The sequence below is a fragment of the Paenibacillus sonchi genome (assembly GCF_016772475.1).
Lineage (GTDB): Bacteria > Bacillota > Bacilli > Paenibacillales > Paenibacillaceae > Paenibacillus_AQ > Paenibacillus_AQ sonchi.
In genome coordinates, this window is record NZ_CP068595.1 from 6,584,197 (window position 1) to 6,601,773 (window position 17,577).

Annotated in this window: 15 protein-coding genes; 2 read left to right on the forward strand and 13 right to left on the reverse strand. The window is 53.9% G+C overall.

What is annotated here, in order from left to right; translation table 11 throughout:
* Positions 1–46: 46 nt before the first annotated feature.
* The 7 genes from JI735_RS29555 to JI735_RS29585 form a co-directional block, all read right to left on the reverse strand.
* Positions 47–1,744, reverse strand: coding sequence for an extracellular solute-binding protein (locus JI735_RS29555; RefSeq protein ID WP_051051830.1), 1,698 nt, complete (start codon positions 1,742–1,744; stop codon positions 47–49).
* Positions 1,741–3,138 (reverse strand): response regulator transcription factor, encoded by a 1,398-nt coding sequence (locus JI735_RS29560; protein ID WP_202676700.1) that lies wholly within the window; start codon positions 3,136–3,138, stop codon positions 1,741–1,743. The genes JI735_RS29555 and JI735_RS29560 overlap by 4 nt, the downstream gene beginning before the upstream one ends.
* Complete coding sequence (locus JI735_RS29565) at positions 3,131–4,882, reverse strand: sensor histidine kinase (RefSeq protein WP_051051828.1); 1,752 nt, start codon at positions 4,880–4,882, stop codon at positions 3,131–3,133. The genes JI735_RS29560 and JI735_RS29565 overlap by 8 nt, the downstream gene beginning before the upstream one ends.
* A gap of 130 nt (positions 4,883–5,012) precedes the next feature.
* On the reverse strand, positions 5,013–6,872 hold the full coding sequence (locus tag JI735_RS29570; protein WP_202676701.1) for a type 2 periplasmic-binding domain-containing protein: 1,860 nt from the start codon (positions 6,870–6,872) through the stop codon (positions 5,013–5,015).
* Positions 6,873–6,973: 101 nt separating this feature from the next.
* Positions 6,974–7,876, reverse strand: a complete 903-nt coding sequence (locus tag JI735_RS29575; protein WP_245236166.1) for a carbohydrate ABC transporter permease — start codon at positions 7,874–7,876, stop codon at positions 6,974–6,976.
* A 5-nt stretch (positions 7,877–7,881) separates the two neighbouring features.
* The gene (locus JI735_RS29580; RefSeq protein WP_020427752.1) at positions 7,882–8,841 is read right to left on the reverse strand and encodes an ABC transporter permease; all 960 of its coding nucleotides are present in this window, start codon (positions 8,839–8,841) and stop codon (positions 7,882–7,884) included.
* 41 nt (positions 8,842–8,882) lie between these two features.
* A complete protein-coding gene (locus tag JI735_RS29585; RefSeq protein ID WP_202676702.1) occupies positions 8,883–9,224 on the reverse strand; it encodes a hypothetical protein in 342 nt (113 codons plus the stop codon).
* A 274-nt stretch (positions 9,225–9,498) separates the two neighbouring features.
* Here JI735_RS29585 and JI735_RS29590 point away from each other — a divergent pair, with 274 nt between their 5' ends.
* The gene (locus tag JI735_RS29590) at positions 9,499–10,689 is read left to right on the forward strand and encodes an IS256 family transposase (protein ID WP_051051481.1); all 1,191 of its coding nucleotides are present in this window, start codon (positions 9,499–9,501) and stop codon (positions 10,687–10,689) included.
* A gap of 477 nt (positions 10,690–11,166) precedes the next feature.
* Here the strand turns inward: JI735_RS29590 and JI735_RS29595 are convergent, their stop codons facing one another.
* Positions 11,167–12,081: a fumarylacetoacetate hydrolase family protein gene (locus tag JI735_RS29595; protein ID WP_202676703.1), complete on the reverse strand. Its 915-nt coding sequence runs from the start codon at positions 12,079–12,081 to the stop codon at positions 11,167–11,169.
* A 20-nt stretch (positions 12,082–12,101) separates the two neighbouring features.
* A complete protein-coding gene (locus JI735_RS29600; protein WP_233476116.1) occupies positions 12,102–12,977 on the reverse strand; it encodes an SMP-30/gluconolactonase/LRE family protein in 876 nt (291 codons plus the stop codon).
* Positions 12,978–13,152: 175 nt separating this feature from the next.
* On the opposite strand from JI735_RS29600, the gene JI735_RS29605 reads away from it, so the two are divergent.
* Positions 13,153–13,779, forward strand: a complete 627-nt coding sequence (locus JI735_RS29605; protein WP_039836263.1) for a GyrI-like domain-containing protein — start codon at positions 13,153–13,155, stop codon at positions 13,777–13,779.
* Positions 13,780–13,824: 45 nt separating this feature from the next.
* Here the strand turns inward: JI735_RS29605 and JI735_RS29610 are convergent, their stop codons facing one another.
* The 4 genes from JI735_RS29610 to JI735_RS29625 form a co-directional block, all read right to left on the reverse strand.
* Positions 13,825–15,360 carry an MDR family MFS transporter gene (locus JI735_RS29610; RefSeq protein WP_202676704.1) on the reverse strand — a complete coding sequence of 512 codons (1,536 nt, stop codon included), beginning with the start codon at positions 15,358–15,360 and terminating at the stop codon, positions 13,825–13,827.
* Between the two features lie 120 nt (positions 15,361–15,480).
* Complete coding sequence (locus JI735_RS29615; RefSeq protein ID WP_202676705.1) at positions 15,481–16,149, reverse strand: polymer-forming cytoskeletal protein; 669 nt, start codon at positions 16,147–16,149, stop codon at positions 15,481–15,483.
* Positions 16,142–16,828 (reverse strand): hypothetical protein, encoded by a 687-nt coding sequence (locus JI735_RS29620; protein WP_039836248.1) that lies wholly within the window; start codon positions 16,826–16,828, stop codon positions 16,142–16,144. The genes JI735_RS29615 and JI735_RS29620 overlap by 8 nt, the downstream gene beginning before the upstream one ends.
* Positions 16,829–16,907: 79 nt before the next feature.
* Positions 16,908–17,537: a YhbD family protein gene (locus tag JI735_RS29625; RefSeq protein WP_039836247.1), complete on the reverse strand. Its 630-nt coding sequence runs from the start codon at positions 17,535–17,537 to the stop codon at positions 16,908–16,910.
* Between the last annotated feature and the right edge of the window lie 40 nt (positions 17,538–17,577).

Below are 17,577 nucleotides of genomic sequence, written 5' to 3' on the forward strand. Positions count from 1 at the left end.
GCAGGAAGTGCGGCTGCGCAACGCCCCTGCATCTCCAAGTTCCCGCTTATTCACCTCCCTGCTTATCCTCGTCCCTGATGTTCACAGCCTTCGCTACCTCTTGGGTGATGGCATCTCCGCCCAGGCTCCTCCACTTGGCTGCAAAGACGTCAAAATCGCTGAGCGGTGAATCGCCGACAATAATGTTCAGGAAGGTCTCGCTCTCCAGCTTCTGCAGCTCGGGCCAATTGCTCCGCATATGCAGTGTGCTTCCGTAAAAAACACTGCGCACTCTTTCTATAGCTGTTGTGGATAACACAGAAACCCCGTATTTGTAGGCATTGGCCGCTTTCCAGCCCTCCAGATTTTTTTTGGGCTGCTCCTCATCGGCAAGCCAGAGATCATACAGCAAATGAGTGTCCGGGTCCAGAGAATCGGGGTCGATCTTGCCGTGGAGCGCCTGCTGCATATCCGCATAATGCTTCTCAATCGCATCTGCATAATCAATCAGCAGATCAAAGGGATAATACGCCCTCGGCTGGATGCCGGTCTGCGCCGAAAAATCATCCAGGCTTCGGACCGCCTCCAGGTTCGGATCTCTTCGCCGTTCCAGCCGGGTGAACACATTCAGCAGCTTCACCACAGCTTCGGGATGCTCATAGCCTTTGCGGACGACAAGATAGCGGTCGGTGACCGGAGCCATATGAGTTACGAATTTGCCTGAAGCATCAAGCGGGGCGGCATAGGCCCTCCATTCCGCCCTGGTGTCCAGAGCAACCGCCTCTGACAGCGGATAATAGGGCATCCACCACGGGCCGAAGAACATCCCCGCTTTGCCGGAAATAATCGGCTCCTGCGTTTCCTTATACAGGGCAAAGTCCGGATCAATCAACCCCCGCTTATACCAGTCGGCCAGCTTGCCCAGCGCCTCTTTGGTCTCCGGGGTGATTGAGCCATAGACAACATTGCCCCGGCTGTCCCTGATCCAATTGGTAGGGAACGCATGTAATGCGCTGAACAAGGTGTCCAAGCCGTTGACATGAGGCTTTGTGCCGTACACGATATTGTTGTATGCGCTAAGGCCAACGGTATCCCGCTTCCCGTTGCCATCCGGGTCTTGCTCGATAAACGCCTTGGCGATAGCTTCAATATCCTCGAAGCTGCGCGGAGCCGGAAGCTCCACCCGGTCCAGCCAATCCTGGCGGACCCACAGCAGGGACGGCGAATCCGCATGGATCGCCACGTTGGGCAGGCCGTAGAGCCTGCCGTTCCGCATTGCATCCCCAAGCGCTTCGCCTTGGGTCGAATCATACATATCTTTGATTAGCTCAGACCCGTAATCCTTGTAGGTTTCGGTGAGATCGGTAATCATGTCGCTGTCGATCAATTTTTGAAGCTGGTCCCTGTCCACAACCATCGCATCCGGGAGATCGTTGCTGTCAATCGCCAGCTGCGCTTTTTGCGTAAACGGTTCTTCCCCTTTCGCTTCCCAGGAATGAATGACCTTGATATTCGTCAGACTCTCCAAATAGCGGGAAATGGGATTATTGTCATTGCTGTCTCCCGTATTGAGCCGGGAATCGGGCACTTTGAAGCCGATCCGCATCACTACCGGCTCTTCATATCTCCCGTAAGCAGCAGATTCCGCCATAATTGCCCGAATGTCTGCACTCCCTGAGCCTGCTGCCGGGGCATTGCCCTCCCGGCAGGCCGCAAGGCAGAGCAGCGCCACAGCAGGAAGAACATATCTGACGGTTCTGTTCACCGCTTCATCCCCTCTGCACGGTATTCGCTTGGCAGCTTGCCGACATGTTCACGGAACAGCCTGCTGAAATAGCGGTCATCCTCAAAGCCTGATCTGCCGGCGATTTCGCCTATCGGATAATAAGTTTCCAGCAGCAGTGTCTTGGCCAGCTCCAGCCGCATCCCCCTCAGGCGCTCGCCGAAGGTTTCACCGGCAAAACGGGCGAAGCACTGGCTGAAGTAGCCGCGGCTCATGTTGATCTCGGCGGCGACATCGCCCTGGTTGATCTTGTCTCCGGCATGGGCCTTCATGAAGCGGACCGCACGGATCAGGCAGAATACCACCTCCTTGCTTAGCCCCAGCTCAAGCATCCGCTGCTGGACACACCCGGAGAACTGCCGCAGCCAGCTTTTCCAATGGCACCAGTTCAGGTTCCCGGCAGCGGAGGCTTCCAGCTGCGCCGCTTCTTCAGCCTTCAAGAGAAGCCCGCTCCAGTCATGGAGCAGCAAATGGCTGAAGGCCGAAATCTGTTCCTGCGCAGGCTGCCGCTGCTGCACCCCGGAGGCAAAACCTTCCCAAGCCTCCCGGTCCAGTGTCCATCGCAGATTCTGCGCCTCTGACAGCATATCTTCTCCTGCGGAAAGCCGCTCTCCGGCTATTCGTTTCAGCTCGCCAAACTCCAGCCTGGCCGGGTCCTCCGCCCCGCAGTAATAAAACAGCGCATGCCGGACAGCCTTGCCCAGCACTTCCTCTACCTCCTGAAGCAACTGATTCTTCAGTCCGCTCACCAGCGCCGCCTGCCAGCCTGCGCCCAGCACCGTTTTGAGTTCCCGGCAGGTTTCTTTGTCCGGAACCCGGCTGAGCAGCGGAGACATCCACATGTTCTGAAACGCGAGCAGCGGATTATTTTTCGTTACCGATAGCCGGAACAACTCTTCTTCATGGCTGTCCGGCAGCTGCGGAAGATAGAGCAGCGCCGCATCAGCAGCCATCACCCTGCCTTCTCCCCGCGCCAGCAATTCCCGGGTGCTGTCTTCCCATTTTACCCGCTCGACCAGGCGGCGGATGGTCTCATCGGCGTTCTCCACCTCCAGCAGTGTTTTGACAATATAATCAACCGCTCCCAGACGCAGCGCCTCCTGCACATAATCAAACTCATGATGGCAGGTCAGCACGACGCAGCGGACGGCCGGATATCGCTGGCGGACCTGCCGGATTAGCTCGAAACCGGACATGCCGGGCATCGTCAGATCCACAAACAGCAGGTCTGCTTCCTGCTCCCGGAGGAGCGTAAGCGCCGCGTTGCCGTCACCCGCCTCGCCGACGATAACCACTCCGAAGGACGACCAGTCAATCAGCGAGATGAAGCCTTTGCGCACCAGACGCTCGTCATCGACTACAACAGCTTTAATCATCGAAGTCCTCCTTGCCTTTTATAGGGATGATAATGGATACAGTAGTTCCTTCATTGGCAGCGCTATGGATTTGCAGCGTCATCTGCTCTCCGTAATACGTCCTCAGCATACGCATGACATACGAGAATCCGATCCCAAGCCCGCGCCCCGCTACCCCGTCATCTGCGAGCAGTTCCGCGATTTGGACCTCATCCATGCCGGTTCCGGTATCCCTCACACATAGCTGCACTTCCCCGGGGCCATAAGCCGTAATAATCACATCCACCCTGCCGTTGTCGCTAAGACCATGATAAATCGAGTTTTCCACCAGCGGCTGCAGCAGGAACCGGGGAACAGCTGCGTCCAGCACCGTCTCATCCGCCTGCACGTTGAACTCAAATTCATAGTCATAGCGGATGCGCTGCAGCTCCATATAATTGCGTATCGCTTCAATTTCCTCGCCAATCGTAACAATAATGCTCTGCTTGCCGAGGTTATAATGGAGCACCTTCACCAGCAGCGTGACCAGCTTGTCGATTTCCTTCTGGCCGTTCAGCCGGGCCAGCCATTGTACCGTATTCAGTGTGTTATGCAGAAAATGGGGGTTGATCTGACTGAGCAGCTTCTCGATTTCGAACTGGCTTTTCTGCTTCTCATTGCGGGCTACAGCCAGAATCAGCTCATTGACCTGATCCTTCATCTGCTGAAAGTTCATCAGCACGAAGTCGAACTCTGCAACGTTCGTAAAAGCTACCGGAGCCGTTACATTCTCCGCCATCCGGATAATTTCGAGGTTCACCTTGCGCAAGGGGCCGTAGATCCTTTTCCAGATCAGCCAGGCCAGCACTCCGGCAAACAGCAGGGTCGAGAGGGCGAGCAAAATCATTTTGTAGAACCAGGAAGAGATTTCACTGCTAAATACCGATTTCTTCACTGCGGCCACAAGCTTCCAGCCCTGCGGACTCTCGTAGCGGAACAGATGATAGCCATCCAGCACCTCATGGGCAGGGCCCGTGCTTGCCCGGGCTGCTTCGACAACAGATGCAGGCAATTCGCCGTCGATCACATGAATATCCGTGTTATTCTGGTTGACCAGCAGATGATTTACCTGCATCCCGTAAGCCTGCGGATTGAAGATTTTGCGCAGCAGGCTGTAATTCGTCTCCAGATAGATGTACAGCTCATGCCGGCCGTTCACACGGACGATCCGCCGCTCCGAAAAAACAACATTGTCGCCAACCGCGTACATCGTCCCGTGCGGCCCGTAATAATCAGCCCCGTTGTAGCGCATAAAGGACGGGAGTCTGCCGGGATCGAAATCCCGCCGGGTACTCATATTGGTGAACAGAACAGGGTCATCGCTGCCTGGCATAATATAAGCCGTCAAGCCGATGTAAGGATTGGTGAAGTTGACGAGATTGATCTTCTGGTTGATGGAATTCATGATCTGGGATTTGCGGTAAATCTGTTTCTCCTCCAGAAAAGAAGACATCTCTTCCACGATTTGACCATCCAGCGCAAACTGCTTGGAGGCAAAATCCAGATTATCGATGGTATTCTCCAGGATCAGCGCCTCTTGCTGCAGGCCTGCACTGATGCCGCTGCCGATTTTGCCGGAAAGAATGGAATAAATCGAAGTATAGGATACTATTCCGACTATAAGCAGCGGCAGCAGCGTCCCGACGAGCAGATAAATCACCAGTGTCGTCCGCAGCGACTGGCCTGCCGGAGCCTGCCGGCGCGCTTTCCTTTTGAGTATCCGCACTAGTTTCTTCTACCCCCAATGAAAGCGTTTTACTAAGTACTCCAAGAATACCAGATTTATCTTGCTTCGAACAGAATAAGGCAGAGCAGCTTCCTCACCGCCCTGCCTTGCTTCTATTTGCCGGAGTGGCTTACTTCACACTTTTGCGGGCTTCGAACAGCTCTGCTGCTTTTTTGACCGAGAAGTCCATCACATCGGCATAGCCGAGTCCATTCACTTTGTCATGCATTTCTTTGTTAAGCTTGTCGTATTCCGCCTGATTTTTGGCAAAAACCATCTTCCACGAAATCTGCTGAATCACGGTTCCGATTTGCTTATTTTTCTGCTCCAGCGTTTTGTCCATCGTCAGCGGTTCTTTACCGGTAAAGCCCTGAGGCGCAACGGCAAGCAGATTATTTTTCTCAAAATACTCCTTCGCCGTCAGCACGCCCATCTTCGCTCTCCAGTCGCTATCGAGCTTCGTAGGGTTGCGCTCCAGTGATGTTGTCCACAAGTTATGGTCATAGGGCTCGCTGGTCTGCGGGTTCACCATTGCGGGCACAACAAAAGAAAAGTTCATCTGATTCGAGCCATAGTAATAGTCGCCGCCGCCGTATTCGTCGGGAACCTTCGTGTTCTGCTGATCCGTGTACGCCTTCCAGCCAAAATCGGTAACCACCGGCTTGCCGCTGCTGTCAATATCCCAGGTCAGCCCCTGCGGTCCGTTCGGCACTGCCGTTCCGCTGCCCGCTGAGATCATCGCGCCTTCAGGCGTATACATCCAGTTAAGGAACTCCATAATACGCGCAGGCTCCTTGGCTTTCGCGCCGATCGCGATGATGCCATTGCCGCCGTAAACGTTGAAGCCTGTGGAATACATCAGCTCATTCTTGAACGGTACAAGTGCGAAGCCCTTGCCTTCGGCCGTTCTTTCCGGCGTATTGTAGTTGGCCGCCCCCAGCCACGGGAACCAGGAGAAAAGCAGACGTCCATCCTTATACTTCGCCACCACATCATCAAATTTCTGCGTCAGCGAGTCGGGGTCCAGCAATCCCATCTGATTCGCCTCGTAATACAGCTTGAGCGATTTCATGTACCAGCTGTCCTCGGAGATGAAATCATAATATTTCTCTTCATCTGCTTTGACATAAAGCGCAGTGTCGGGGATTTCGTCATAGCCCATCATATTGGCGAACTGCTTTGCCAGCGTCATTTTGTAGTTGCCGTCCCAGTCGGACCAGAGCGAGAAGGCATAGGTTTTTTTGCCTTGCTCATTCTTGGGCTCAAGCTCCTGCATCTTCTTCAGCACCGGCAGATAATCCTCAATGGTGCCGATTTCCGGAGCACCGATTTGCTGGTACAGATCCCAGCGCAGATCCGGTCCCCAAGTCATATCCTTCCCTTCGGAAGGTCCAGAGGGATTCGTGGCCACACCGTTCCCGATGCCGTATACCGCGCTGCCGCCGCCAAAAGCAACCTTTGCCTTCTCCACGGCCTTCGGGAACTGCTTCGTCAGATCCGCGCCGTATTTATCCAGCAGCCCGTCCTGGGTCCAGTCCAGCAGCAGCTTGCCTTTGATCGCATTCGGATAGTGGTTCTTATCGTCCCCGAAGACGATAATGTCGCCGAGATTGCCGGAGGCCATCATGGCGGAGATTTTGGTGTCCCCGCCGGTTAAATTGGAAGCGACAATGTCCAATTCGATATTGAACTTGTCTTTGATGATTTTGGCGAACCAGCCGGTCTGCGGCCCTGCATAGTTGGCTGTGGTAGAGAATACTGTCAGCTTCAGCGGCTTCGAATGGTCGGGCGCCCCGTCACTTGGCGCCGTAGATTGAGCCGCAGCATCCGTCGCTTCAGCCGCCGGCTTGCCGGTGCTCTCGTCCGTGTTGGTTTTGCCGGAGTTGACTGAGTTGCCTGAGTTTCCGTTACCTCCGCCGCAGGATGCCAGCACCAGCACCAGCACCAGCACCATGCCCAGCAGAATGAGCGGCAGCTTTTTAAATTTCATGGCTTCATACCTCCTGAAAGTTTTGTGAGCGTTGCATGCTTGAATTCCTTCGTACAAAACCCGCTTCGAAAGCATTGACTTAAGGCTGGTGGACACACCGGTCAGCCTTTGACGGCACCGATCATAATGCCCTTGACAAAAAAACGCTGGAAAAACGGATACACGATCAGAATCGGCAGCACGACGATCATCGTTACAGTCATCCGCACAGAGGTCGGTGTCTGCATGTTCTGCACACTGGCCGCCATATCCGGGGAGCTGCGGATGAGCGCAGCCAGCGAGCTGGACTCATTCAGATACCGCCAGAGCAGGAACTGCAGCGTGTAGTATTTGGTATCCGTCATCAGGAATGCCGTGTCGATGAAGGAGTTCCACTGGTTGACTGCCGAAAAAATCGTAATCGTCGCCAGAATCGGAGTGGTCAGCGGAACGACAATGCTCCAGAAGGACCGCAGAACACCCGCGCCGTCCATGGCTGCTGACTCCTCCAGTGAAGGCGGAATAGCCTCCACAAAGGTTTTGACCAAGATGATGTTGAATGGAGTAATGATCGTCGGCAAAATATAGGCCAGATAATTGTTGGTCAAATGCAGATTGTGCATGGTGATATACCAGGGAATCAGCCCTGCGCTGAAATACATGGTGACGACGACGCTGCGGTACCAGATCTGCCGCCCCCACATCTCCTTCTTCGTGAACAGATAGCCGAGAAAAGCTGAAGCACCCACGGTGAGAAAGGTACCCGCTACGGTCCGGTATACAGATACCAGCGCCGCATGGCTGAGCCCGCTGATCCGCAGCACCTTTGAGTAGTTGTCAAAATGGATCTGCTGCGGGTAAAACTTGATATCTCCCGCTGCACTGAGATCATTCGAGCTGATGGTATTGATGAACAGGTAATAGAACGGATAGATGCAGCTCAGGGTGAACAGACCGAAGAGCACATAGATGATTCCCTGGAACAGGGCATCGCCGGGCTTCAGCTTTTTACGCAAATGGATCACCTTCCTTAAATGATCGACTCATCGCGCACCACCTTGGACAGCGTGTTGGCCGCAAACAGCAGAATGACGCTGACGACCGACTTCAACATACTAACCGCCGTGGCGAACGGAAAATTGTTGGCAAAAGCGATGTTATACACATACAGGTCCAGCACTTCTATCGCATCCTTGTTCATCGCATTCTGGAAGGCAAAATACTGCTCCATGCCGTTGTTGACAAAGTTGCCGATGGAGAGCAGCAGCAGCACGAAGAAGGTCGGGATGATGCCGGGAACAGTGATATGCCAGATTTTACGGAACCGGCTGGCCCCATCCACTTCCGCCGCTTCATACAGCTCCTGGTCTATGCCGGCAATCGCCGCCAGGTACAGGATCGCGCCCCAGCCAAGGGATTTCCACCAGTACCAGGCAATCATGGTCAACCAGACATGCGAGCTGGAAGCCAGAAAATTGAATTCCTCACTCACGACCCCGAGCTGCACCAGAATATGGTTCACAACCCCGTTATCCACGGAGAACAGCGAAAAGGCCAGCGCGTAGACGAGAATCCAGCTGATAAAATTCGGAATCGTCGTCAGGGTCTGCACAAATTTCCGGTACCAGCCCGCCCTTATCTCTGTCAGCAGAATGGCAAAAATGACCGGAAAAACCGAAGTGGCCAGCCCCAGTGAACTCATCGCCACCGTGTTCTTCAGCACGCGCAGCACCTCCCCGGTCTGCGTGGGATTAGCTACGAGAGTGCGGAACCACTTCAGTCCGACATACGGTGTTTCCGACAGCGGAATGCCGGGGATGAAATCATAGAAGGCGTAGATCCACCCGCTGACCGGCAAATAATAGAACACAAAGGTCACGGCAAGAAAAGGAAGCGCCAGAAGAAACAGCTTGTATTTGTTCTGCAGCTTCCTGCGGGATGGACGGACCGGTTCCACACCGCGGAGCAGCTCGCCTGAAGGTACCCCCATATTGAATCTCCTCTATCCAGATTTTTGTTTGCGCTTTCATTTTAGGATAAAAAACCTTTCTCCCGGGAGAGAGGCCGGAATGGCCTTCTGGGAGAGCGGTAAGACAGTTTCGGACGATTTTCACAGGCCAGCGGACGAATTTCCCGCCGCTGGCTTTCCGGTCCTTCCAGTGAGGGCCCCCTCATCTGCGATGCTCCAACAACGGCAGTTCTGCCGTTGTTTCTGCACATCCCCGCCTGCGGTGCTCCAACAACGGCAGTTTTGCCGTTATTTCTGCACATCCCCGCCTGCGGTGCTCCAACAACGGCAGTTTTGCCGTTGTTTCTGTACATTCCCGCCTGCGGCGCTCCAACAACGGCATTTCTGCCGTTGTTTCTGCACATTCCCGCCTGCGGTGCTCCAATCAAAAAGTTTGCGAAGGAGAACACGTATCTTCCTGGCGTTTCGTTTGCTGGTTAAGTGGAAAAAGTATCACTAATTTGCCTGAGCATCGAGCAACCCGGCAGACTAAGTGGAAAAAGGTACATTAATCCAGCCTGTTTCGTCCCAAACAGATGGCGTAAAATAAGTTGTGTACCAAGATTTGGGGCCTAGTAGGCAACAAAAAAGTAGGGTATTCTCGGGATTACGACACCACCAAGAAAGGAACCCTACTCAATGACTATTGTACCCGAAAATATGCTGAATAATCTATTTGAAAATCTTGTTACTCAATTTGTGAAAGAGAACTTAGAGTCCATCATGCGAGCAGAAATCCAAGAATTCATGGCTACGGAAGAGTCCGGTCCAAGCAACAGTCGCAATGGATATTACCCGCGCAATCTGCACACGAAATACGGAAATGTGGAGAATCTTAAGGTTCCTCGTGACCGTCAGGCTCTGTTCCAGACGCAACTGTTTGAGCCCTACCAACGGCGGGACGGTTGGTTAGAAGAGGCCGTCATTCAGATGTACAAAAGCGGAATGGGGACACGGGATGTGGCCCGGTTCATTGAAAGTATGTTCGGCAGTCACTATTCTCCCACGACGGTCAGCAACATTACGGCAACCGTCCTCGAAGACATTCACCAGTGGCAGAAGCGCCCTCTGCAAAAGCGTTATTCCGTCATCTATCTGGACGGATTATACGTCAAACTCAAACGTGGCACCGTCGGCGGAGAAGTGGTTTATTTCGCGATGGGCATTGACGAGGAAGGCCACCGACAAATCCTCGGGTTTTATGTGGGGGGCCAAGAAAGCGCCAATGGCTGGCGGGAGGTCCTGAAGGATCTTTACGACCGCGGAGCGCAGGAGGTCTTGCTCGGCGTGTTTGACGGACTCCCCGGCCTGGATGGAGCGTTCCGCGAAACGTATCCGAAGGCAGACGTACAGCACTGTGTGGTTCACAAGATTCGGTCGACCTTTCCCAAAATACGGGTGCAGCACAAAACCGAAGTCATTGAAGATCTAAAGACGATCTACACCTCAGCCGATGAGGATGTGGCCCGGGCTGCATTCGATACCGTGAAGGCCAAATGGGGCAAGCTCTACCCGAAAGAGATGCAGTCATGGGAAGAGCAATTAGCGACCTTACTGACGTTCTACAAGTATCCAGCGCTCATTAAGGAAGCCATCTACACGTCCAATCCCATTGAACGAATGAATAAGGAAATTCGGAAGCGCCTCAAACCCATGAACAGCCTCACCAATATGGATGCGGCAGAGAAGATTGTCTATCTGGATGTCGTGGAGTATAACGAGCGCTTTGGCGAACGAGTGATTCGCGGTTTTGGGGATCTAGAGGTAAAGAAGAAACTGAATGAGATGTTTGAGGCACGATATCCTGCCCAGGAATTGCAGGAAAAGTAGCCCATTTCTCTTGTTCTTGGGGTGGGGATTCCCCCACCCCAAGAACATCCCTACCACCTAAAACGAATACTCGAGAAGATACTCTACGCTTCTTACACAAACTTCTTGACGCTACCCCCAAACAAGGGAATATCGCTAAATTAAGTTACCTTTTTCCACTAAAACCTCGCGATTCTTGATTTCTGAGGAATTTAAGTTCCCTTTTTCCACTTAACCTGCCACCACAGCACCCAACAACGGCTGTTCTGCCGTTGTTTCTCCCCCACAGAAGATCATCATAATTTCCTTAAGTAACTAATATATCCCCACAAAGTGGAGCCTTTGTTCGGAAGCTGATTCCGGTACTTTGCGGTGACCCCGATATCTACTTTCTGATAAAAAAAGAGCCGCTCATCTGCAAGCTCCGCAAATGAACAGCTCTTTAAATCCATCTTACTAATTACGGCGGCCGGTCCAGGCAATGCTATACTGCCCGGCTCAAGCCTCTTCCGCAACCATCCGGTTCGTCAGCCTTCCCAGCTTTTCAATCTCCACAGTAACCTCGTCACCCGGCTGCAGATAGACCTGCTTCTCCGGCGGATACCCCATCATGACACCCTCCGGAGTACCGGTAAGGATGATGTCACCCGGCGAGAGCGTCATGCAGCTGGAGATGTAGCTGATGATCTGCCTGCAGTCGAAAATCATGTCCGAGGTGTTGGAGTCCTGCCGAACTTCTCCGTTCACCGAGCAGCTGATGCGCAGCAATCCGGGATCGCCAACCTCATCTTCCGTTACCACATAAGGCCCGACCGGCGCAAACCGGTCGCAGGATTTGCCCGCCAGCCACTGGCTGGTCCGCGTCTGCAGATCACGGGCGGACAAATCATTGGCGGTAAAATAACCGAACACCGCAGCCAGCGCCTCTTCCTCGCTAACGTTTTTGACCGTCCGGCCGATCATAATGCCCAGTTCCGCTTCATAATCGACCTTCTGCGTCGAGTATGGAAGCGGCACTTCCATTCCGTGGCCGGACAGGCTGTTTGAAAACTTGCTGAACAGAATCGGGTATTCCGGGAGCGGCATTCCGGTTTCTTCAGCATGTCTGCGGTAATTCAGCCCGATGCAGATGATTTTGCCGGGATCGGCTGTACACGGCGCGAATTCAAGCAAGGTTTCATCTCTGTAAAAAGCCTGTGCACCTTCATCATGATAAGGCAGGCTATCGGCAAATTTACGCAGGCAGGCGAGCGCCGCTTCCCCTCCATCGAGCACTTCTCTCAGCGTTGCCGGAACAGCTCCCGCCGCCCGCTGAGGGAGCGCATTCAGCGCTGCCGCCACATCCAGAATGCCCTCTTCTCTTTTCACACCCAGCCGCAAATTCCCTGACTCCCAAAAATTCATTAGCTTCATATGTGTCCCCCTCCTCTGGTTTACCCGGCAAAACGGTTCGCCGGGACTCCCCTGATGCCCGTTTTTGCCTTGAACAGCCCGCCTGCAAGCGGCCACCGCTGTAATTCCTCAGGACTCATACCGCCGCGTGCTGAAGTAATATACAGCTCATTCAGGTGCCCGCCTCCAAAAGCGCATGAAGTTACAAACGGTGCAGGTACTTCAATTTTTCCAATCTGTTCGCCGGTGTGCGGATTCCAGCGCGAGACACAGCCGCCGTTCCAATGGGCGACCCAGATCATTCCCTCGCTGTCGATGGTCATTCCATCCGGTCCGCCCGCACCTTCCGGGAACCGCACCACTGTTCTGCGTCCGCTGACCGTGCCGTTCTGCAGATCATAATCCATTACGTCCACGCCGCGGGTCAATGTATCAATGTAATACATCAGTCCCCGGCTGTCATCCCACGCCAGGCCGTTAGAGATGCCGATGCCGGACAGCACCTTCCGCACTTCGCCTCCCGGCTCCATCACATATAAGCTTCCCGCATCCCGCTTGTCCTCCATGCTCATGGTGCCGAACCATAATCTCCCTTTGCTGTCGCATTTCGCATCGTTCAGCCGGTTGCCGGGAAGATCTTTCTCTACATGAGCCAACAATTCCAAAGGCCGATCTTCCTGAAATTTGTAAATCCCATCCTGCAAAGCCACTACCCAGCCGCCGCTAACTGCGGGTACAGCCGCACTGATCATTTGTCCAAAGATATGAGTCTGCTCGCTGAGTGTCACGGGATCGACAATCCGCAGCTGCCTGCCTTCAATATTCACCCAATACAGCAGCCCGGCCTCTGAGTCCCAATGCGCCCCCTCGCCAAGCTCTGCCTGTGCATCCAATAGCATTTCAGCCTGTATAATCAATGATAACCCCCCTGAATCCACTCCAGAATATGACACCATTCTCTTCATTTTACCTTCGCAGAGTATAATTATCCACTATCGGCTAACATGACAGACACCTGTCCAGTTTCACATGATAATCTGAAAACAAGCATGAATCCAAAGGATAGCCACTATGAAATGCGGAGGAATATTAATGAAATACGAATGGAAAAAACAGGACAAGGCAATCTATTTCCCGCCAGCTGAACCTGTGCTGATTACCGTTCCCGCTTACAACTACTTCATGCTGCAGGGTACAGGCAACCCGAACAGTGAAGAATTTGCCCAGGCGGTGGGTGTGCTCTACTCCCTCACTTATGCCATCAAAATGCTGCCCAAAAAAGGCCCGGCACCGGAAGGCTACCATGAATACAGCATTTTCCCGCTGGAGGGGGTATGGGATCTTAGCGAAAAAGGCCGCAGACAGGCCGCCCTCGACAAAAACGAGCTGGTATACACCATAATGATCCGGCAGCCGGAGTTCGTCACCCCGGACCTTGCCGGCAGTATTATGGAGAAGGTGCAGCACACGAAGCCGCATCCATTGCTGCAAAAAGCCGTCTTCGGCAGTTCCGAAGACGGCATGTCTGTCCAAATGCTGCATACAGGTCCCTATGATGAGGAACCGGCAAGCTTCAGGAAGATGGAACAATATTGCGCGGAGCATGGACTGCGGCGGCTCTCCAAGACCCACCGGGAAATTTATCTCACGGATGCTCGCCGTACGCAGCCGGAGAAGCTGAAAACCGTGCTGCGTTTCCTGGTCGCAGATGAGACGTAGTCCGCCGCCGGTGTTCCAACGGACTACTCTGTCCCGCACGCAGCATCAGTGTCTAGACGGCATCTGCCCTTCAGCGGAAGCATCCATCTTCTGGCGGCCCATAAAGCAGGCGGCCAGAAGCGCCAGAAGCGCAGGTACAGCAGCCCAGGCGAAGGTGCTGGTAATGGAGAAGGACAGCCCATCGGTAATTTTACTCAGAATTTCCGGCGGAATCTGTGCCCGCGTCTCCGGGGAGAGCAGCGCATGCGGGTCCTTGAAATCCAGCGCGCCGCCAGGTGCGGCTCCGGCAGTCCCAGAGAATACTTCGTTCAGCTTCGAGCTGAGATAATGGCTCTGAATGATCCCGAAGGCCGTGATTCCGATGGTCATCCCGAGCGAGCGGATGAAGTTCAGCGTTGCGCTGGCCGAGCCGCGCTGCTGGGGTGTCAGGCCATGGATTGCAGCCGTACTCAGCACCGAGAAGGAGGCTCCCACTCCGAGTCCGATGAGGATCATATAGAATGTAACGAGAAGGCGCGAGGCATCCGGTGCCAGCGTCGCTACAAGACCCGTCCCCAGTACAAGCAGGATCAGCGTAGGCACCATCAGGCTGCGGTAGCTGGTCTTAACCATCAGGAAGCCCCCGGTGGAGGCAGTAACGACCGAGGCGACCATCATCGGCAGCAGCACCAGCCCGGAATTCGTCGCCGAGCCGCCCAGCACGCCCTGGATAAAAATCGGAATATACACCGAGGCGGCGATAAATGCCGCACCGCTAAACAAGGCACATAAAATGCTGGAGGCATAAAGTCTCTGTCTGAACAATGCAAATGAGATTATCGGCTCCTTCGCCTTCGTCTCCGCGAACAGGAACAGCCCCGCCAGCACGGCAAACGCCGCGAACAAGCCCAGAATCAGCGCGGAGTCCCAAGCATACTCTTTACCGCCCAGTTCGAGCGCGAACATTAAGCTGATTACAGCGCCCAGCAATGTTCCCGCACCCAGCCAGTCAATGGGATGCTTGGAATGCTCCACCGATTCCCGGTAGAAGCTCACCACCATAACCAGTGCGATCACTCCCAGCGGAAGGTTGATGTAGAAAACCCACTGCCAGGCGATGTGATCCGTAATGTAGGCTCCAAGCAGAGGCCCGAAAATGCTGGACAGCCCGAACACCGCGCCAAAAGCGCCGCCCAGCTTGCCGCGTGTCTCCAGCGGAACAGCGTCGAACATGATGGCAAAGGCAATCGGCACCAGCGCGCCGCCCCCGACTCCCTGAAGGGCCCGGTAAGCGGCCAGCTGGGTAATGGTATCTGCCGTTCCGCACAGGGCTGAGCCGGCCATAAATACAATGATCCCGAAAATGAAGAATTTTTTGCGGCCGTACATATCCGACAGCTTGCCGAAGATCGGCATCCCCGCCATCTCGGCAACCAGATACGCCGAAGTAACCCAGACGAATTTGTCCATTCCACCCAGTTCACCAACAATGTTGCCCATTGCTGTGGCCACAATCGTGCTGTCCATGGAGGCCATCAGGATGCCCAGCAGCAGACCTGCAATCACAATGCCGAGTTTCGGCGATTTTTGAGCTGAGCTCATAGGACCCACTCCTCATTTTTTTAATATTCATCCCATTCTTTCAGCTCCAGGGGCATTTCAGGTGAAAAAAGTTCCCTAATTTCGGTTGAAATCCGCTGTAAAGGAGGAATTAGCTTGAAACTACACTTTCACCTGATTCCTTACAACCGCATTCGGATGGATATCCAGAAAATCACGGTACTCCACTGTGCCAATTTCGCAGCCGGAGCCTATGACTACTCTCCCGCCCCTGACCGTATCGGCTGCCGTATTCTGCAGATCCACGTGATCCCCTTCAATCAGGCCCGCAGCAAAACGCAGTTGTCCGGGATGCCCGGGTCTGATCAGCGCCCCGCCAAGGCTGCGTTTGATCTTGATGCTTCCGCCTCCGACCTCGGCTGCCCGGCTTGGACCAAACAGCGATAATTCCAGCGTCTCCGCACTGAGCAGCCCGTCTATCTGGACCGCACCGCTAATCTGCATGTCTTCAGCATCACAATTGCCGGATATGCTCAGATTCCCGGTGAATTTGATACCTTCTACATGTATGCTCTCCGCCCTGATCTCCCCTTGTCCGCGCAGAGACTCACCCTCGATGCCGCCCTTCACGGAGCATTCTCCTGTAAGCTTCATATTTTCCATGACCAGACTGCCACTGACCTTGGTTTCACCCATCAGCGTCAATTTCCGGCAATCCACATCTCCATGGAATGTGCATTCCCCGGTCACCTTAACGTCAAGGAAACGTCCGCCCGCCGAGGTTGAATTCCCGAGTATTTTCAGATTTGTCCGGTTTGCTGTCTCATTCACCGGTCTTCTCCTCCATTCCCACACTGGCTCCGGGATGCACGGTCAGCCTGTCACGGTATTCCACCCGGCCAATGCTGCAGCCCTCTCCAATGATAATCACAGCACCCCTCACAACCTCTGCTGTCGTATATTCCAGGTCAAGAAAATCACCCTCAATAACCTTTGCCTGCAATTCTGGCCGCAATTTCGGAATAATGCCGCCAGCCAGCTTGTTCCAGACTCCCGATCCGCCTTTGCGGATGACCAGACTCTCCACACCCAGCTCTTTCACCTTCGCCTGACCCTGCAAAACCAACTCGACACATCCGGCGCTGAGGAAGCCGCCGATCGTAACAACGCCTTCAGCGGTAAACTTCTCCAGCTCACAATCGCCCTTAATGTCAGCTACCCCGTTCAGCGTGAAGCTTTCTCCGAGCAGACCGCCGTCAACCTTCAACAGCCCGTCATGCTTCATCGTGCCGATCCGCAGGCCGCCGCCTATTTTGAGATCCCCGTTCGTTTCCATCTGCTCTACCGTGAGACTTCCGCCCACCTTCATCCGGCCGTTTCCTGTAAATGTCATGGCTGTTACCGGGCCGTTGATCCGGCTTACCCCCTCCAGACTGACATGATTATAGGTCCCGCCTGCTGCCCCTCCTATTCCTGCAACCAATAAATCTGCCGCTGCACCTTTATCCATCATCTAACCTCCCAATTATGCCAACTCGCCGTGAACGGTTGACTCACTCACTATCTGGCTGCGGCCTGCTTCCAGTCCTTCAGCCCAGCTTACCCTGCAGCTGCTCTGTCAGATCCTCGAGCGTAATCCTGCTGATTAGCCGTACTCCCTCGTCAAAGACAAGCTCTGACGGTGCCGGAGCCTGGAGGAAGAAGCTGACACCCATTTTACGTGCAAAAAACAACTCCCAGCGTTTGCCCTCAAACTGCGTCCGGTTCACACTCAGCGTCCGGTGGAGCAGATCTGCCTCCTCCAGACTCAATTCCCCCTTGCCCAGCAGGAGGTCAACAGCAACCAGATGAATCAGCTGCTCGAATGAATATTTATGTTCGTCCTTGTCACACTGCCCATACCGCTCCAGAGTTACAGACGAAACAATGTTACGTTCTCTAACCTCTTTGATAGTCAGCAATTGCTTATGTACAGAGGACATATCCGACAGCTTGCCTGCCAGCTCATCCAAAGAAAGGTCATCTTTCTTGCTCAGAATATGCTGGATGCGCCCCAGCATTCTTTCTTTCGGAAAAAAGGTTTCCTGTCCGGTATACGTGGACTTGCGGATGAACCAACTCTCCGGGATCAGCTGCTTACGTTTCCAGCGGTACAGCTGACCGTAAGAAATTCCGGTCAAGTCCAGCAGCTCCTTCTTGGAGATCAAATCTTCTTCCATGATGATCACCTCCTGCAATCATCGTAACATAACACTGTTA